General features: G+C 57.3%; 13 protein-coding genes and 1 pseudogene. 7 read left to right on the plus strand and 7 right to left on the minus strand.

What is annotated here, in order from left to right:
• The first annotated feature begins 66 nt into the window (after window positions 1-66).
• The 4 genes from dppB to dppF are packed head-to-tail and all read left to right on the plus strand — an operon-like array spanning window position 67 to window position 4,002.
• Window positions 67-1,086 (plus strand): dipeptide ABC transporter permease DppB, encoded by a 1,020-nt coding sequence (gene dppB, locus K7H21_RS01110; protein ID WP_004126390.1) that lies wholly within the window; start codon window positions 67-69, stop codon window positions 1,084-1,086.
• 9 nt (window positions 1,087-1,095) lie between these two features.
• Complete coding sequence (gene dppC / locus K7H21_RS01115; RefSeq protein ID WP_004126388.1) at window positions 1,096-1,998, plus strand: dipeptide ABC transporter permease DppC; 903 nt, start codon at window positions 1,096-1,098, stop codon at window positions 1,996-1,998.
• A 10-nt stretch (window positions 1,999-2,008) separates the two neighbouring features.
• The gene (dppD, locus tag K7H21_RS01120) at window positions 2,009-2,992 is read left to right on the plus strand and encodes a dipeptide ABC transporter ATP-binding protein (protein ID WP_004126385.1); all 984 of its coding nucleotides are present in this window, start codon (window positions 2,009-2,011) and stop codon (window positions 2,990-2,992) included.
• A complete protein-coding gene (gene dppF, locus K7H21_RS01125) occupies window positions 2,989-4,002 on the plus strand; it encodes a dipeptide ABC transporter ATP-binding subunit DppF (RefSeq protein WP_004126382.1) in 1,014 nt (337 codons plus the stop codon). Before dppD ends, dppF begins: the two co-directional genes overlap by 4 nt.
• 134 nt (window positions 4,003-4,136) lie before the next feature.
• On the opposite strand, the gene K7H21_RS01130 is transcribed toward dppF, so the two are convergent.
• The 6 genes from K7H21_RS01130 to K7H21_RS01155 form a co-directional block, all read right to left on the minus strand.
• On the minus strand, window positions 4,137-5,735 hold the full coding sequence (locus tag K7H21_RS01130) for a hypothetical protein (RefSeq protein ID WP_004126379.1): 1,599 nt from the start codon (window positions 5,733-5,735) through the stop codon (window positions 4,137-4,139).
• A 16-nt stretch (window positions 5,736-5,751) separates the two neighbouring features.
• Entirely contained in the window at window positions 5,752-6,147 is a 396-nt protein-coding gene (locus K7H21_RS01135; RefSeq protein ID WP_004126376.1) for an allophanate hydrolase-related protein, read from the minus strand.
• Window positions 6,148-6,212: 65 nt separating this feature from the next.
• A complete protein-coding gene (locus tag K7H21_RS01140; RefSeq protein ID WP_142445854.1) occupies window positions 6,213-7,166 on the minus strand; it encodes a carbamate kinase in 954 nt (317 codons plus the stop codon).
• Window positions 7,153-8,559, minus strand: a complete 1,407-nt coding sequence (locus K7H21_RS01145; RefSeq protein WP_142445853.1) for a YlbE family protein — start codon at window positions 8,557-8,559, stop codon at window positions 7,153-7,155. The genes K7H21_RS01140 and K7H21_RS01145 overlap by 14 nt, the downstream gene beginning before the upstream one ends.
• Before the next feature lie 3 nt (window positions 8,560-8,562).
• Window positions 8,563-10,113 carry an acyl-CoA synthetase FdrA gene (gene fdrA, locus K7H21_RS01150; RefSeq protein WP_049113789.1) on the minus strand — a complete coding sequence of 517 codons (1,551 nt, stop codon included), beginning with the start codon at window positions 10,111-10,113 and terminating at the stop codon, window positions 8,563-8,565.
• 73 nt (window positions 10,114-10,186) lie between these two features.
• Complete coding sequence (locus K7H21_RS01155; RefSeq protein WP_004126364.1) at window positions 10,187-10,849, minus strand: cysteine hydrolase family protein; 663 nt, start codon at window positions 10,847-10,849, stop codon at window positions 10,187-10,189.
• A gap of 242 nt (window positions 10,850-11,091) precedes the next feature.
• On the opposite strand from K7H21_RS01155, the gene K7H21_RS01160 reads away from it, so the two are divergent.
• Entirely contained in the window at window positions 11,092-11,883 is a 792-nt protein-coding gene (locus K7H21_RS01160) for an oxamate carbamoyltransferase subunit AllH family protein (protein ID WP_087828560.1), read from the plus strand.
• Window positions 11,884-12,040: 157 nt separating this feature from the next.
• Here K7H21_RS01160 and K7H21_RS01165 read toward each other — a convergent pair whose 3' ends face one another.
• A complete protein-coding gene (locus tag K7H21_RS01165) occupies window positions 12,041-12,952 on the minus strand; it encodes a LysR substrate-binding domain-containing protein (RefSeq protein WP_004126358.1) in 912 nt (303 codons plus the stop codon).
• A gap of 807 nt (window positions 12,953-13,759) precedes the next feature.
• Here K7H21_RS01165 and K7H21_RS01170 point away from each other — a divergent pair.
• The gene (locus tag K7H21_RS01170) at window positions 13,760-14,347 is read left to right on the plus strand and encodes a cellulose biosynthesis protein BcsO (RefSeq protein ID WP_004126356.1); all 588 of its coding nucleotides are present in this window, start codon (window positions 13,760-13,762) and stop codon (window positions 14,345-14,347) included.
• Between the two features lies 1 nt (window position 14,348).
• Window positions 14,349-15,141: pseudogene (gene bcsQ / locus K7H21_RS01175) on the plus strand (cellulose biosynthesis protein BcsQ).
• The last annotated feature ends 7 nt before the right edge of the window (window positions 15,142-15,148 follow it).

The following is a 15,148-nucleotide window of genomic DNA, read 5'->3' on the forward strand; positions in this document are numbered from 1 at the left end:
TTGACATTTGTGAGCAATACAGACGTCCTGTCACCAGGCGGGTCGTCTCCAGAGAGAATCCGGGTTATGTTGCAGTTCATTCTCCGACGTTTGGGACTTGTCATCCCAACATTTATCGGTATTACCCTTCTCACTTTTGCCTTCGTTCATATGATCCCCGGCGATCCGGTGATGATTATGGCGGGCGAACGTGGTATTTCCCCTGAACGTCACGCGCAGCTGCTGGCCGAAATGGGCCTCGATAAGCCAATGTGGCAGCAGTACGTCAACTATATTTGGGGCGTGATGCACGGTGATTTGGGCATCTCGCTGAAAAGCCGTATTCCCGTCTGGGAAGAGTTCGTACCGCGCTTTAAGGCCACCATGGAGCTGGGCGTCTGCGCGATGATTTTTGCCATCATCGTCGGGATCCCGGTGGGTGTGCTGGCGGCGGTCAAACGCGGCTCTATCTTCGACCACACCTCAGTGGGCCTCGCGCTGACCGGCTATTCCATGCCTATCTTCTGGTGGGGGATGATGCTGATCATGCTGGTGTCGGTACAGCTTAACCTGACGCCGGTTTCCGGGCGTATCAGCGATACCGTCTTCCTTGACGATACCCTGCCGCTGACCGGATTTATGCTGATCGATACCGCGATTTGGGGCGAGCCGGGCGACTTTATTGATGCGGTGATGCATATGATCCTGCCCGCCGTGGTGCTGGGGACGATTCCCCTGGCGGTGATCGTGCGTATGACTCGTTCGTCGATGCTGGAAGTGCTGGGCGAGGATTATATCCGTACCGCGCGCGCGAAAGGCCTGACGCGGATGCGGGTGATCGTCGTTCATGCTTTACGTAACGCGATGCTGCCGGTGGTCACGGTTATCGGCCTGCAGGTCGGTACGCTGCTGGCGGGGGCCATCCTGACCGAAACCATCTTCTCCTGGCCGGGTCTTGGCCGCTGGCTGATTGATGCGCTGCAGCGCCGCGACTATCCGGTGGTGCAGGGCGGGGTGCTGCTGGTGGCGACGATGATTATTCTCGTCAACCTGCTGGTCGACCTGTTGTACGGCGTGGTGAACCCGCGTATCCGGCATAAGAAGTAAGGGGCCATCATGTCACAAGTTACTGAAAATAAAGTTGTCGCCGCACCGGTGCCAATGACCCCTTTGCAGGAGTTCTGGCACTATTTTAAACGCAACAAAGGCGCCGTTGTGGGGCTGGCCTACGTCGCGGTGATGATTATCATCGCCGTCTTCGCCAATTTCATCGCGCCCTATAACCCGGCGGACCAGTTCCGCGACGCGCTGTTGGCTCCGCCGTTCTGGCAGGAAGGCGGCAGCGTGACCCACCTGCTCGGCACCGATGACGTCGGCCGCGATATCCTGTCGCGCCTGATGTACGGCGCGCGCCTGTCGCTGCTGGTTGGTTGTCTGGTGGTGGTGCTGTCGCTGATCCTCGGCGTGGTACTCGGCCTGATTGCTGGCTATTTTGGCGGCGTGGTTGACTCGGTCATTATGCGCGTTGTCGATATTATGCTGGCCCTGCCAAGCCTGCTGCTGGCGCTGGTGCTGGTGGCCATCTTTGGCCCATCCATCGTCAACGCCTCGCTGGCGCTAACCTTTGTCGCCCTGCCGCACTACGTGCGTCTGACCCGCGCCGCGGTGCTGGTGGAAGTCAACCGCGACTACGTGACCGCTTCTCGGGTGGCGGGCGCAGGGGCTATGCGTCAGATGTTCATCAACATTCTTCCCAACTGCCTTGCGCCGCTGATTGTTCAGGCGTCGCTGGGCTTCTCTAACGCCATTCTCGATATGGCCGCTCTTGGCTTCCTTGGCATGGGTGCGCAGCCGCCGACACCGGAGTGGGGCACGATGCTCTCCGACGTGTTGCAGTTCGCGCAGAGCGCCTGGTGGGTCGTCACCTTTCCGGGTGTCGCTATCCTGCTGACGGTGCTGGCATTTAACCTGATGGGTGACGGTCTGCGTGACGCGCTCGATCCCAAACTGAAGCAGTAAGAGGTTCGAGATGGCGTTATTAAATGTAGATAAACTCTCGGTGCACTTCGGCGACGAAGGGACGCCGTTCCGCGCCGTAGACCGCGTAAGCTACAGCGTAAACCAGGGCGAAGTGGTCGGTATTGTCGGCGAGTCCGGCTCGGGCAAATCGGTCAGTTCGCTGGCGATTATGGGGCTGATTGACTACCCCGGCCGGGTGATGGCTGAAAAGCTGGAGTTTAACGGTCGCGACCTGAAGCGCATTTCCGAAAAAGAGCGCCGCCAGCTGGTGGGCGCGGAAGTGGCGATGATCTTCCAGGACCCGATGACCAGTCTGAATCCGTGCTATACCGTCGGCTACCAGATTATGGAAGCCATCAAGGTCCACCAGGGCGGTAATAAGAAAACGCGTATTCAACGGGCGATTGACTTGCTGACGCTGGTGGGGATCCCCGACCCGGCTTCGCGTCTCGATGTCTATCCGCACCAGCTCTCCGGCGGCATGAGCCAGCGTGTGATGATCGCGATGGCGATTGCCTGTCGGCCAAAGCTGCTGATCGCCGATGAACCGACGACGGCGCTGGATGTGACCATTCAGGCGCAGATCATCGAGCTGCTGCTGGAGCTGCAGCAGAAAGAGAATATGGCGCTGATCCTGATCACTCACGATCTGGCGCTGGTGGCCGAAGCGGCGCACAAAATCATCGTCATGTACGCCGGCCAGGTAGTGGAAACCGGCGATGCGAAGGATATCTTCCGCGCGCCTCGCCACCCCTATACGCAGGCGCTGCTGCGCGCGCTGCCGGAGTTCGCTCAGGATAAAGCGCGCCTCGCCTCGCTGCCGGGCGTGGTGCCGGGCAAATACGACCGTCCGAGCGGCTGCCTGCTCAACCCGCGCTGCCCGTATGCAACAGACAAATGCCGCAGTGAAGAACCTGAACTGAACCTGCTTAACGGCGGTCGTCAGTCAAAATGTCATTACCCACTTGATGATGCCGGGAGGCCAGGGCTATGAGTACGCATGAGGCCACCACGCAACAGCCTCTGTTGCTGGCCACCGATCTGAAGAAATACTATCCGGTGAAGAAGGGGCTATTTGCGCCGGAACGCCTGGTCAAAGCGCTGGACGGCGTCTCGTTTACTCTTGAACGCGGTAAAACGCTGGCGGTGGTGGGGGAATCCGGCTGTGGTAAATCGACGCTCGGCCGTCTGCTGACGATGATTGAAATCCCCACTGGCGGCGAGCTCTATTATCAGGGGCAGGATCTGCTTAAGCACGATCCGCAGGCGCAAAAGCTGCGCCGGCAGAAAATCCAGATTGTGTTCCAGAACCCCTACGGTTCGCTGAACCCGCGCAAAAAGGTGGGGCAAATTCTGGAAGAGCCGCTGCAGATCAACACCAGCTTAAGTAAGGAGCAGCGCCGGGAGAAAGCGCTGGCGATGATGGCCAAAGTGGGCCTGAAAACGGAACACTACGACCGCTATCCGCATATGTTCTCCGGCGGCCAGCGTCAGCGTATCGCCATCGCCCGTGGTCTGATGCTTGACCCGGACGTTGTAATCGCTGACGAACCGGTCTCCGCGCTGGACGTTTCGGTGCGCGCGCAGGTGCTGAACCTGATGATGGATCTGCAGCAGGATCTGGGGCTTTCTTACGTCTTTATCTCCCACGATCTGTCGGTCGTGGAGCACATCGCAGATGAAGTGATGGTGATGTACTTAGGCCGCTGCGTGGAAAAAGGGTCGAAGGATCAAATCTTCAACAACCCGCAGCATCCTTACACTCAGGCACTGCTGTCGGCAACGCCGCGCCTGAACCCGGATGACCGCCGCGAGCGCATCAAGCTGACCGGCGAGCTGCCGAGCCCGCTGAATCCGCCGCCGGGCTGCGCGTTTAACGCCCGCTGCCGTCGCCGCTTTGGCCCATGCACTCAGCTTCAGCCGCAGCTGAAGGATTACGGCGGCCAGCTGGTGGCCTGCTTTGCCGTCGACCAGGATCAAAACGGCGAGAAACCGCTGAGCTGATAATCAGGTATTGTCTTCCCCGGTGGCGCTAACGCTTACCGGGGCTACGGGTTCACAGACGCCTGCGTTCCCGTAGCCCGGCTAAGGTGTTACGCCGCAAGCCGGGGAAAATCCCGGCAGCGGCGGTTTATGACTTAATGTACCACCTCATCGCCATTATCAATTGGCGACCAGTCGACTTTTCCTTCTTCCTTAACCTGTCGCCAGGCCATAAAGGTCAGGAACAGCGTGGCAACGCCATAGCCAAACGTCACCGTCGGTGAAGCGTTAAACGCCATCTGATGGCCGTGAATAAAGCCGAAGAACGACAGGACGGTGGCTGCTGCGGCATAAAGCGCCGCCCAGTTAAAGCGCCGGTCGATAATGAACGCGGCAATCGCCCCCATCATTAACCCCGCCAACACCGCACCGCCCCCGGTGGTTGCCATACCGTGATACAGCACACCGTTGTTGGCCATCGTATTAACGACGTCAGCCGGGAGGTTGACGGTATTCGCGCCGGCCGCCGCCAGCGCACCATCGACCTGGCTCTTCGCCCATTCGGCGATATTCGGTACCAGCGCCAACACGATCGCCGGAGCGTGGCGTTTCGGCGACACCTGGAACGCCTGAGCGCCAATGACCAGACCGATAAACAGCAGAATAGGTACGATTGCCACCAGTGGGATGATGGAGAGCAGCAGCGCGGTGAGGCCCAGGAAGCAGACGATGGCCATACAAACACCGGTTGCCAGCGAATAACCAATGCGCCCGCCCATCGCTTTCCAGCCCGGATGGCCGATATAAACCGCAGGTGGAAACGGCGAACCCAACAATGCGCCGACAATCGCGCCCAGCCCGTCAGCCGCCAGTACCGCGCGCAGGTTGTAGCTGTCGCCTCCTACTGCGGCGGATTCGACGTTATTGAGGATTTCGGTAAAGTTGAAAATCCCTAACGGGATCGCCGTCACCAGCAGTGGCCAGACCAGGCTCATCGGGACGTTAAAGACATCAGTAGAAAGCGTGGGTAAATAGAGCGAGAAACGCCCCGCGGCCTCTTTGACTTCCGCCGGATTCATAATGTCGCTAAAGCCAAGCCAGGTCGCGCCCCAGCCCAGCAGGCAACCCACCAGAACCACCGCCAGCCCGCCCGGCAGACCGAACGGCAGCCGCACGTTACCGACCCAGTTGAGCAGGATAATGGCGAAGCAGACAATGCCAATCCAGGCGGTATCAAACATCTGATACGCCGGGCGCATGGCGATAAACGCAATCGCAATCCCCGCCAGCGTCCCCAGCATTGCGGCGCGCGGCGTATATTTACGAATCGCCGGGCCAACCAGCACGCCTGCCAGCACAATAAGGCCGACAATCATTGCCCAGATAAGCCCGAGCTTCCACGCCAGCATCCAGTCTTTATGGATAAGCAGCGTTGGCAGCATGACAACGAACACCACGATGAACATGTGCGGTACGCTTGGCCCGTATGGCAGGGCGGTCACCGTGTCGCGACCCTCGCGTTTTGCCATCCGCCAGGCAAGCCAGGCGTAAAACAGATTACCCAGCGGCAGCGCGATACCTAACGCTGGTAGGATGCGGCCATAAACGGTGGTCGCCGGGATTTGCGCGACGTACAGCGCGAGGCCTGACAGGACCAGCACGTTCAGTAATACGTTGGTAAACAGTCCGAAAAAAGCGTTGAGATCGCCCGTCACCCATAGCGGTGGACGAAATGTGAGTTTTCCTTGCCCCATAATCCTTCTCCTGAAGTTATTCAGTCATGTGGTGGCCGGTGTATGCCCGCCAACCGCCGAGGTCAGTGATCTCCGGCTGGCCTTCCACCAGCCAGGATTCCGCCAGAACGCCCAACACTTCACTACCGTCGTCCAGTAACACTTTGCCGATACAGAGTCCGGCAGGTTCTTTTTGCAGAATATTCCCCAGTCCGGCAGGAGGAACCGCCCAGATTTCGAGCGCGATTTTTGCGCCGTTATCCGGTGAACGAATCATTCCGGGATGATCGTCGTTGATGCTCCAACAGCGGTAGCAGGGGGCCGTTTTATCCTCACGAACGAATTCGGCATTAACGGCAAGCATGTTGGGGTTTAGCTTCAGGCCGCGCATTAGCGTGCCGTTAACCGCAAGCAGGATTTTGCTATCTGACATCGTATTTATCCTTATTTATACCTGAATATAGGGCCGCCATTCGCCGTGCGCATGGCGGCGTAAACTTAACCGGTAAACCGGGTTCCACCGTTACCGTCAATGGCGCGAACGATGGTTTCCGGATTGGTAATCAGCCCAACCCCCGCAGGATTACATCGCAGGAAGGTCAGCATGGCTTCGACTTTTGGCGCCATGCTGCCGGCTCCGAACTGACCGCTTTGCAGCATGGCCTGCGCTTCAGCTAACGTTAAAGTATCGAGCCAGCGCTGCTCCGGTGTGCCAAAGTTGATGGCGACTTGCTCTACGCCGGTCGGAATCAGCAGCATGTCCGCCTGCAATTCGCAGGCCAGCAGCGCCGATGCGCGGTCTTTATCAATGACCGCCTGGGCGGCAATAAGCTTGCCAGACGTATCGCGCCAGACTGGAATACCGCCGCCTCCGCAGGCAATGACTAAGACATTTTGCTCAAGCAGGGTGCGAATAACCGGCGTTTCGATGACTTCTTTTGGTGCCGGTGATGCCACGACGCGTCGCCAGCCGCGGCCCGAATCTTCTGCGATATCCCAGCCCTGAGCCGCCGCCAGCGTCTCCGCCGTTTCCAGAGTCATATAGTCGCCGATAGGCTTATCAGGATGGCTGAAGGCGGTATCGTTTGGGTCTATTAACGTTTGCGTCACCAGCGCGACGGCGCTGACGCTATCAAGACCGCGTAAGGTCAATGCGTTATTCAGCGCGTTCTGGAACATAAAACCAATTGCGCCCTGGGTATCGCCGACCGCGTACTCCAGCGGCACCGCAGGAACGGCGTCTTTGGCGATTTCGCTACGGCGCAGGATAAAACCCACCTGCGGACCATTACCGTGCGTCACCACCACGCGCCAGCCTGCGGCAATCAGATCAACCACATTTTCAGCAGTGGCTTTTACCGCTTCGTACTGCTGTTCCAGCGCATTTTCTCCGGGGTTGCGGATCAATGCATTACCGCCGACGGCGACGACGGCGACTTTATTTTTTTTCATGGTCAGCTCCTTCTGCCAGCGCGCGAAGCGCGGCGGTAAAGCAGGCCAGCGGCGCAGTGGTGATCCCGGCACCGATCTGCCCTACGCCCGCGCGTTTATGCGCAATCCCGGTGTTGATGACCGGGAGAATATTGCGATCAACCACGTAGCGGGCATCGATACCGCAGCCGCTACCGGCAAAGTTCAGCGCGGGCAGCGTGAACGCCGGATGGGTGGCGAGCGTGATTTCCTGCATCGTCAGGCTATGACGGACGGCATCGGCTGGCGTGCCGCCGACGAATTTAACGATGGCCGGGGAGGCTGCCATGGCAAATCCGCCGATCCCGGCGGTTTCGGTAATTGCCGAGTCGCCTAAATCGGCCGCCGCATCGTCGATACCGTAGCCAGGGAAGAACAGGCCATCGACGGGATTAGCCGGGGCCTGGAACCAGCGTTCACCGGTACCAGAGAGGCGAATGCCGAAGTTGACACCGTTGCGCGCCATTACCGTAACCAGCGAGCTGTGCGGCACATCACAGGCGGCATCCAGCATTGATTTACAGGCAGCCATCGAAAGATTAAGGAAGAAATGGTCGTTGGCGGCGATAAACTCCAGCGCTTCCGGGCCGTGTTGAATACGCGCCAGATGCGGCGCCAGGCGTTTAAAGAACAGCCCGCTCGCTGCCGCGTTGCGGTTATGGCACTCATCACCCATATGCAGCGCCTGGGCAATCAGCGGTTTGAGCTCTATTTCGCCGCTGAGCGCCAGCGCCTGCTTCAATGCAGGAGCCAGCACGTTCCCCATCCAGGTCAGGCGGCTCAGCACATCCTCGTTATTGGCCCCGAAACGCAGAACTTTACCGAGTCCCTCGTTGAAGTTACAAAACGCGCGATTGCCGTGAGTGCGGTTTTCTACAATCCACACCGGCATGGAAGGACTGATAATCCCTGCCATCGGCCCGGTGGCGTGGTGATGATGGCACGGTTCGAGATCGACCAGCCCCGTCGCCGCCATTTGCATTGCTTCTTCCGTGCTGCTGGCCCAGCCTTCAAAAACAATCGCGCCAGCAATCGCGCCCTGCATCGGGCCGCACATATCGCTCCAGGCGATCGGTGGCCCGGCATGAAGAATTTTGCGTACGCCGTTCAGGCCGGAGATTGCCTCGCTGGCTTTGGCGACATCGACCAGTACCGGTTGGGCATCAAGATAGCGCTGTAGCGCCTGTTCGTTAGCGGCTTTTATACGCTCGTCGGCCAGCAGGGTCGCCAGCGTCCAGCCCGCCTGTTCATCACCCTGCGCCACGGGTTGCCATTGCAGATGAAGCACTTCGCCACCGGCTTCGCGCAGATTATCAGCAAAACTTTCCAGTCCGAGATTGATAACCGAAAGCGGTTGTTGAAATAAGGTCGTCATAGTTTATTTCCGTTGTTGCGCGATAAATGCCGCCAGGCGAGCGGCCTCGATATTGCTGTCAGCCACCAGGACGCCAGCGCTTTGCAGCAGCGTGATCTGCTGCGCTCTGTCCTGGGGATCGGTATCCGTGCCGCAGACATGAGCAAGCAAGACAATATGGCGCTGTTCAGCGGCTTCAATGCGCTGAATTTCTTCGATAATGGGCAGCAGGGCGCTGCACGGCTCGGCGCTGGCGCCATAGCCCAGCACGATGTCGAATAGCAGGACGGCGGTGCGCGGGTCCAGCGCTTCCGACAGCAGGCGCGCGTTACGCAGTTCCGGGTCAATCATCGGATGCGGGCGTCCCTGGGTGAACTCATCATCGCCCATATCCACCAGACTGTGGCCGTGACCATGATGTTTATCCTGCAGCGCCCGTGCGCCCGTTACAGGGGCATTGGATTCACAGGACAGTCCTGCCGCCTGGAGCGCGAGCTGGGCTTCGTAGCAGAAAGTCCCGCCCGCGAAAACGCCGCGAATGTCGGTTTGCTCCGCGGTCATCTCGCGAATCGATTGCACCGCTTGCTGCCGTAAGGCTTCAGGTAAGGAATGGCTGGCGGGGGCCGTTTCTCCCCGCAGCGTGGCGACCGCGATATCCGCGGCATGCTGCAGACTGTGGGCTGGGATGATGCCATACGTCAGCAGCGTCGCCTCGCTTGTCCCGAGGAAATGGGCTACAACCGGTTTGCCACACTGACGGGCGGATTCCAGCACTTTTTCCATGATGGCGGGTGACGGTGGTTTGGAGATCAGCGCAATGAGCTGCGTTTCGGGATCGTCCGCCAGCATGGCGATCCCTTGCAGCATGCTCAGACCACCAATCTCTTCGTGCAGATCGCGACCGCCGGTGCCGATAGCTTGCGAAACACCTTCACCGAGGTGGTGAATGCGGCAGCTCACTTCCTGTAAGCCGGTACCGGAAGCGGCAACCAGACCAATCGCTCCGCGGCGGACTACGTTGGCGAATCCCAGCGGCATTCCGTTGATGATGGCGGTACCGCAGTCCGGCCCCATCACCAGCAGGTTATGCTCGCGGGCATACTGCTTAATGGCCGCTTCCTGTTCTTCCTGGACGTTATCGCTAAAGAGCATCACGTGCAGCCCGGCGCTCAGGGCTTTAAGCGCTTCGGCGGCGGCGTAGCTGCCGGGAACCGAAATCAGCGCCAGATTAGCCTGCGCGGACGCTCCCACACCTGCGGCGATGCTGGTGGCCGGGCGTCGGGTTGTACCTTCGGTGTTTTCCGTTGCGGCTGGAGGGCTCAGTAACTCACCCGCCAGCGTCAGCGCCTGTTTTGCCGTTTCGTCATCGGCCAGCAGGGCAATAAGCAGATCGTTAGGTCGGGCCTCAAGCGTAATGGGCATTCCCGCATCGCGCATGCGTTCGATATTGGCCGCCGTCGCCATGGCGACAGAAGCTTGCTCAACGCCCTCTAAAGCATTGAGTTTTGCGGAAACCTGCATCAGAGAAACGGAATCTTTATACAGGTTTGGGAAGCAGTGGTAATGCAGAGTCATTTCCTGTCCTCGGGCAATAAGAGGCCACCGCCACAGATGTGGCGGAATGGGGTTATTACCAGTTGTCGAAAAATTAGTTTTGCAGCGCGCCGATAATGCTGGCTGAATCGCTGACCCAGCCGACGATGGCGCCCTGGGCTTTCATCATGTCGAGCGCGGCGCGGTGGAATTCTGGAAAGTAGGAGGCGCAGCAGTCTTCCGGGATGACCAGCTCGTAGCCTCTGTCGTTGGCTTCTCTGGCCGTGGTTTGCACGCACACTTCCGTGGTCACGCCGCAGATAATCAGTGATTTAATGCCGCGAGTTTGCAGAATCAGCCCCAGGTCGGTGGCGTAAAATGCTCCCTTGCCGGGTTTATCGATAATCGGTTCACCGGGGAGTGGCGTGAGCTCCGGGATGATATCGTGCCCTTGTTCGCCACGAATTAAAATACGCCCCATCGGGCCGGATTCGCCGATAAATGTTTTCCCGCCGCGTGTTTTTTTCGCTGGAGGACAGTCCGCCATATCCGCGCGATGGCCTTCGCGGGTGTGAATAATAAATAACCCTGAGGCTCGGGCTTGTTCCAGCAGTTGACGGCATGGCGCGATAGTCCGGCGCAGATGCGAGACGTCATTACCCAGCACCTCGCCAAAACCGGCGGGTTCGACAAAGTCGCGTTGCATATCGATGATGACCAGCGCAGTGCTGGCAGGATCAAACGTGAAATCAAAAGGTTGAGCTTGAATAGTACGCATAAACGATCCCTTGTTAGCTATGACTACACTAGCAGTGTATGGACAGAACGCGATGGCTGCGCAGAAAGGTTTTCTGCTTATCCCTCAAAAAATATGAGGGATAAATCCATATCGGCAAGGCAAAATGGCTGGGGTCCTGATGCCGTGGGGATTACGGCGAACAGGGGAGATCAGCCGGTCGGTCAAGGGGGCGAAAATGGATGTGCAAAAGTGTGAACCCCCTCGGGAAATAAGGTTAACGTATGGCTTTGAATGCACTAAAACATTGCGCCAGGCTGACTTCTGGCCAAGCGGGGCGCGTGCACTCGGTCTTCACCCACGCCTGTAATCTGCTCATGCCGAATGGCGAACTCTGGGTTGTGCAAACCCGCGAAATGCCGCTGGCCCCCAACGGTATCATTGTCGACGTCGACGATTTGCGACTCCGTTTTATCGCCGGGACGAGCGTGGCCTGTTTGCCCCGCGGGGGCGATGTGTCGATGCTCGGTTCGACTCCTGTCTCCACGCAGCTTATTTCTGCCGGAAACGCCGCGAATTTACGGCGTTTCGCCAGCGCATTATCTGTTTTCCTCGCAGGGCAACCCTGCAATGGTATTCGGCTGGCCTTGCAGCAAGAGCCCGCGCTGGCTGATGTCTATCAACGCTTTACCCGCTGGCTGACGAATGGTGAAGGTGATGTCGTTCCCCTGCTGCGTTTTCTGATTGGGCGCGGGGAGGGGCTAACGCCCTCAGGCGATGATTTCCTGGTGGGCGTATTGCTGGTCATGGAGAACTGGCAACATCCCCGGCTCTCCTTGCTGCGCCGGGCTATTCCCCCGCTGTTGTTAGCTACCACGGATATCAGTCGGGAAATGCTGGGACATGCGTGTCAGGGGCGCTATAGCCAGCATTTGTTAGCGCTGATGGCGACGCCTGCGGTTAATTTTCCTGCGGTTGCCGGGTATGGTCATACGTCTGGTCTGGATATGCTGGCCGGGATGGCGGCGGCGGTCAGCGTTTTATACCCGTCATACTTCAAGTTGCATGTGCGTTAGTTTTGTTACTCGGCTCATCCATGAGCCTCGCCCTGCAATCTGTTCCGGACAGATTTGTCGCTCACCCCTGTCACTTACGGAAGTCAAGCTCCAGGGGATTCCCTGCGTCACTGCCTTCCTGCAACTCGAATTATTTAGGGTATATCAGCAAACCCGGTCAACTGAGTTCGGTTAAAAACCCTTCGATGACATCCGCCCGCTGCAACTGCGTCAGCCACCAGTGGCAACAAGGGCGGGGAGGTTCGTTTTGCCAGGCCAGAAAAAGCGGCGTCGGCGGTTTACTGACGTCCACCGGCACGCTAACGAGTCTGCCGTCGTCAATGTAGCGCTGGCAAAAATGGCGGGGAAGAAAGCCAATGCCCAGACCGTGGAGATGCATCGTAATTTTGCTGTGGTAATCGGGAGCGAGCAGCGCTTTTTGGCCGCGCAGTTGCCAGGCAACCTGTGGCTCGAGCTGCACGGAAGTATCCTGGATACAGATTGCCGGGTAGCGGCGCAGATCTTCTGCCTGTAGCGGGCGGTGAACCGCCGCCAGCGGATGGTCGGGCGCAATGGCGAACAGCCACTCAACGGCGGGCATTTCTGCACAAAGGACTTCACCGTGGCGTACCACCTGGTTAGGCGCGCCGATAGCGATATCCGCACGCTTTTCCAGCAGCGCGTCCCAGACGCCATCATGCACATCAATACTCAACTGAATTTCCGTTTGCGGGAAGTGGTGTTCACTTTGTTTCAACAGCGCGTAAATAGGTTGCAGGCTGATAATGTTATTGAGCGAGAGGCTTAAGCTCGTCTCTGTACCGCTGGCAATGCGCCGAGTGGTGTGCTGCAACTCTCCCAGTTCGCTCAGGATCAACTGCCCTTTTTTGATAAAATAACGGCCCGCTTCCGTCAGGATCAGCTGTTTGCCCTGGCGCTCAAACAGTTTGGCGCCCAGCTCGTTTTCCAGCTTATGTACCGTGTAGCTGAGAGCCGTGGGCACCTTGTGCAGCTCTTCGGCGGCAGCACTAAAGTTGCCACAGCGCGCGATGGTGACGATGACGTTCAATGCCTGGACGCTTATCAACATACCCTCTTCCTACCGATATACCCGTCATCCTTCAAGCTGCCTCTTTGTTGGCTGCACTCAGAAACCCCAGTCACATAGTTATCTATGCTCCTGGGGATTTCTTCCCTTGCCGCCTCGGTGCATCTCGAATGATTTTGTGTATAGACTGAAAAACCCCTTCACAATCGGGAACATAAAACGAACATTTATCGAATATAGAGGATCTGAAATCACTATGTCTATCAACTAAGCTAACTCTCTGAATATATTTTATTTTACGCTATTCAAGCTTTCAGGTGGTCTAAAAGGGGGGCAGCAATGATTTCTGATGTTGTTCTTTGTTGTTCGCTCAACGCTTTATATTCCTGGTTTTTGGATAACATCCTGAGCTATTTATTTTGCGGCAGAACATTATTTATTATTTTAATTAAGCGCGGGAGGTGATTTCTAAACGCCTTAAAAAATATTAAAATGTATTCTCTTTAGCCATCGGTTGGCGTGTATTACGCCGTTTTTTAAAATTAAGGCAGTATAAAAAACTACTCTCTGCGAATAGCCTGGCAGGCTGCGGGGGGAAAGACGGCGCCGCCGCCTAAAAAATGGGGCTATCATTTTGAAAAAGAGCTGTTAGTGTAGCCGCACTACCACTATGGTATTACACCAGCCTGACTTATTCATAATAATCAAATCGCGACTAAAGTTAGCATATTGTGACGGGCATGACGCCGGATAAATGCCCAAAAAACAACAAATTAAACTATGCTTTAGCGGCGTAGAATGACAATTAAAACAGATTAAATATGATGTATTTAAATCATGAGGTTATCTATGAACCATTATGATGATTTGCAGCGCTTCAAGGAAAAGACGCGGACACACAGTCTAAAATTCAAGGACCTCTCATCAGAAACCGGCGCCGGTGAAAAAGGCGATTGGGTTATTCTCAATCAGCTTATTCCCGCGGAGGAAGCATCCTCTTTGGCTATGGGCGGATCGGTATCTTTACCCGTGCCGCAGCTGGTACCTGCCAATATGTTTCATCAGGTGGAGCGGACAGCCGTTCAGACCGCGCCGGCGGCATCGTCGGTTGTGCCGTCGGTAATGATTCCAGACCCTGTCGCATCATCCGCGCCGCAGCCTGTTCCCGCGGTGAGTCCTGTTGCTCCGGTGGCCGTAGAACCGGTAGTGCAGGCAAGCGAGGCCGCGACCGGGCAAGCTCCCCGGGCAGCCGTGTCGCAACCTGCTGCACCGCTATCTGACCACGTGACAGCTCCGGCTGTCAGACATCGCCCGGCGATAGCGCCGACGGCGGAAGGGTTTGCCCATCTCTTTGCGACAAAAACCGCAGAGCCGGTAGCAAAAGATAAAGATCAGTCACTGAAATCACTCCTGGAGAGGATCGCGACATGCCGTTGATCTGCGTGTGTTCACCGAAAGGCGGCGTAGGAAAGACGACCCTGGCGGCAAATCTGGCCTGGGCGCTGGCCCGCGCAGGCAGCAAAGTTCTGGCCCTCGATTTTGATGTGCAGAACGCCCTGCGCCTGCATTTTGGCGTCCCGCTTAGCGATGAGCGCGGCTATGTCGCGAAAGCGCTGGAGCTCCATGACTGGAGCCAGTGCGTATTAAGCGCCGGCAGCAATATTTTCGTCTTGCCCTACGGCGACGTGAGTGAAGCCCAGCGACAGGCTTTTGATGAGCGTTTGACCCACGACGAGCATTTCCTGACCCGCGGCCTGGCGGCATTACTCAACTATCCGGGGCTGATTACCATCGCCGACCTGCCGCCCGGCCCTTCACCCGCGCTGAAGGCGCTCACTTCGCTTGCCGACCTGCATCTGGTACCGCTGCTGGCGGATACCGCTTCAATGTCGGTGCTGTCGCACGTCGACAATCAGCGGCTGACCGGGGGCGAACTCAACCAGAAACACGGACACTATTTTGTGATTAACCAGAGCGATAGCCGTCGCCAGGTCAGTCGCGATGTCACGGCGTTGATGGAAGAAAAGCTGGGCGATCGTCTGCTGGGCATCATTCATCGTGATGAAAGCGTGGTGGAAGCGAATGCTTCCCAGAAGTCGATCCTTGACTTTAATTCATCCTCCGCAGCCGCCTTTGATATTGAAATTATTGCCAAAAAAATTTCTGCGCTGTTGGGTATCAATATTGGTGACGGCAAGGTGCATAGCCAGCCTCGCAGGTCAGGGCTTTAATTTAATT

Origin of the sequence: Klebsiella sp. CTHL.F3a, assembly GCF_019890895.1 — a bacterium.
Classification (GTDB): domain Bacteria; phylum Pseudomonadota; class Gammaproteobacteria; order Enterobacterales; family Enterobacteriaceae; genus Klebsiella; species Klebsiella grimontii.

Bases quoted from the DNA above. Each gene is read 5' to 3' on its own strand.
- dppB (WP_004126390.1), top strand. From the start codon at position 67: ATGTTGCAGTTCATTCTCCGACGTTTGGGACTTGTCATCCCAACATTT.
- dppC (WP_004126388.1), top strand. From the start codon at position 1,096: ATGTCACAAGTTACTGAAAATAAAGTTGTCGCCGCACCGGTGCCAATG.
- dppD (WP_004126385.1), top strand. From the start codon at position 2,009: ATGGCGTTATTAAATGTAGATAAACTCTCGGTGCACTTCGGCGACGAA.
- dppF (WP_004126382.1), top strand. From the start codon at position 2,989: ATGAGTACGCATGAGGCCACCACGCAACAGCCTCTGTTGCTGGCCACC.
- K7H21_RS01130 (WP_004126379.1), bottom strand. From the start codon at position 5,735: ATGGGGCAAGGAAAACTCACATTTCGTCCACCGCTATGGGTGACGGGC.
- K7H21_RS01135 (WP_004126376.1), bottom strand. From the start codon at position 6,147: ATGTCAGATAGCAAAATCCTGCTTGCGGTTAACGGCACGCTAATGCGC.
- K7H21_RS01140 (WP_142445854.1), bottom strand. From the start codon at position 7,166: ATGAAAAAAAATAAAGTCGCCGTCGTCGCCGTCGGCGGTAATGCATTG.
- K7H21_RS01145 (WP_142445853.1), bottom strand. From the start codon at position 8,559: ATGACGACCTTATTTCAACAACCGCTTTCGGTTATCAATCTCGGACTG.
- fdrA (WP_049113789.1), bottom strand. From the start codon at position 10,113: ATGACTCTGCATTACCACTGCTTCCCAAACCTGTATAAAGATTCCGTT.
- K7H21_RS01155 (WP_004126364.1), bottom strand. From the start codon at position 10,849: ATGCGTACTATTCAAGCTCAACCTTTTGATTTCACGTTTGATCCTGCC.
- K7H21_RS01160 (WP_087828560.1), top strand. From the start codon at position 11,092: ATGGCTTTGAATGCACTAAAACATTGCGCCAGGCTGACTTCTGGCCAA.
- K7H21_RS01165 (WP_004126358.1), bottom strand. From the start codon at position 12,952: ATGTTGATAAGCGTCCAGGCATTGAACGTCATCGTCACCATCGCGCGC.
- K7H21_RS01170 (WP_004126356.1), top strand. From the start codon at position 13,760: ATGAACCATTATGATGATTTGCAGCGCTTCAAGGAAAAGACGCGGACA.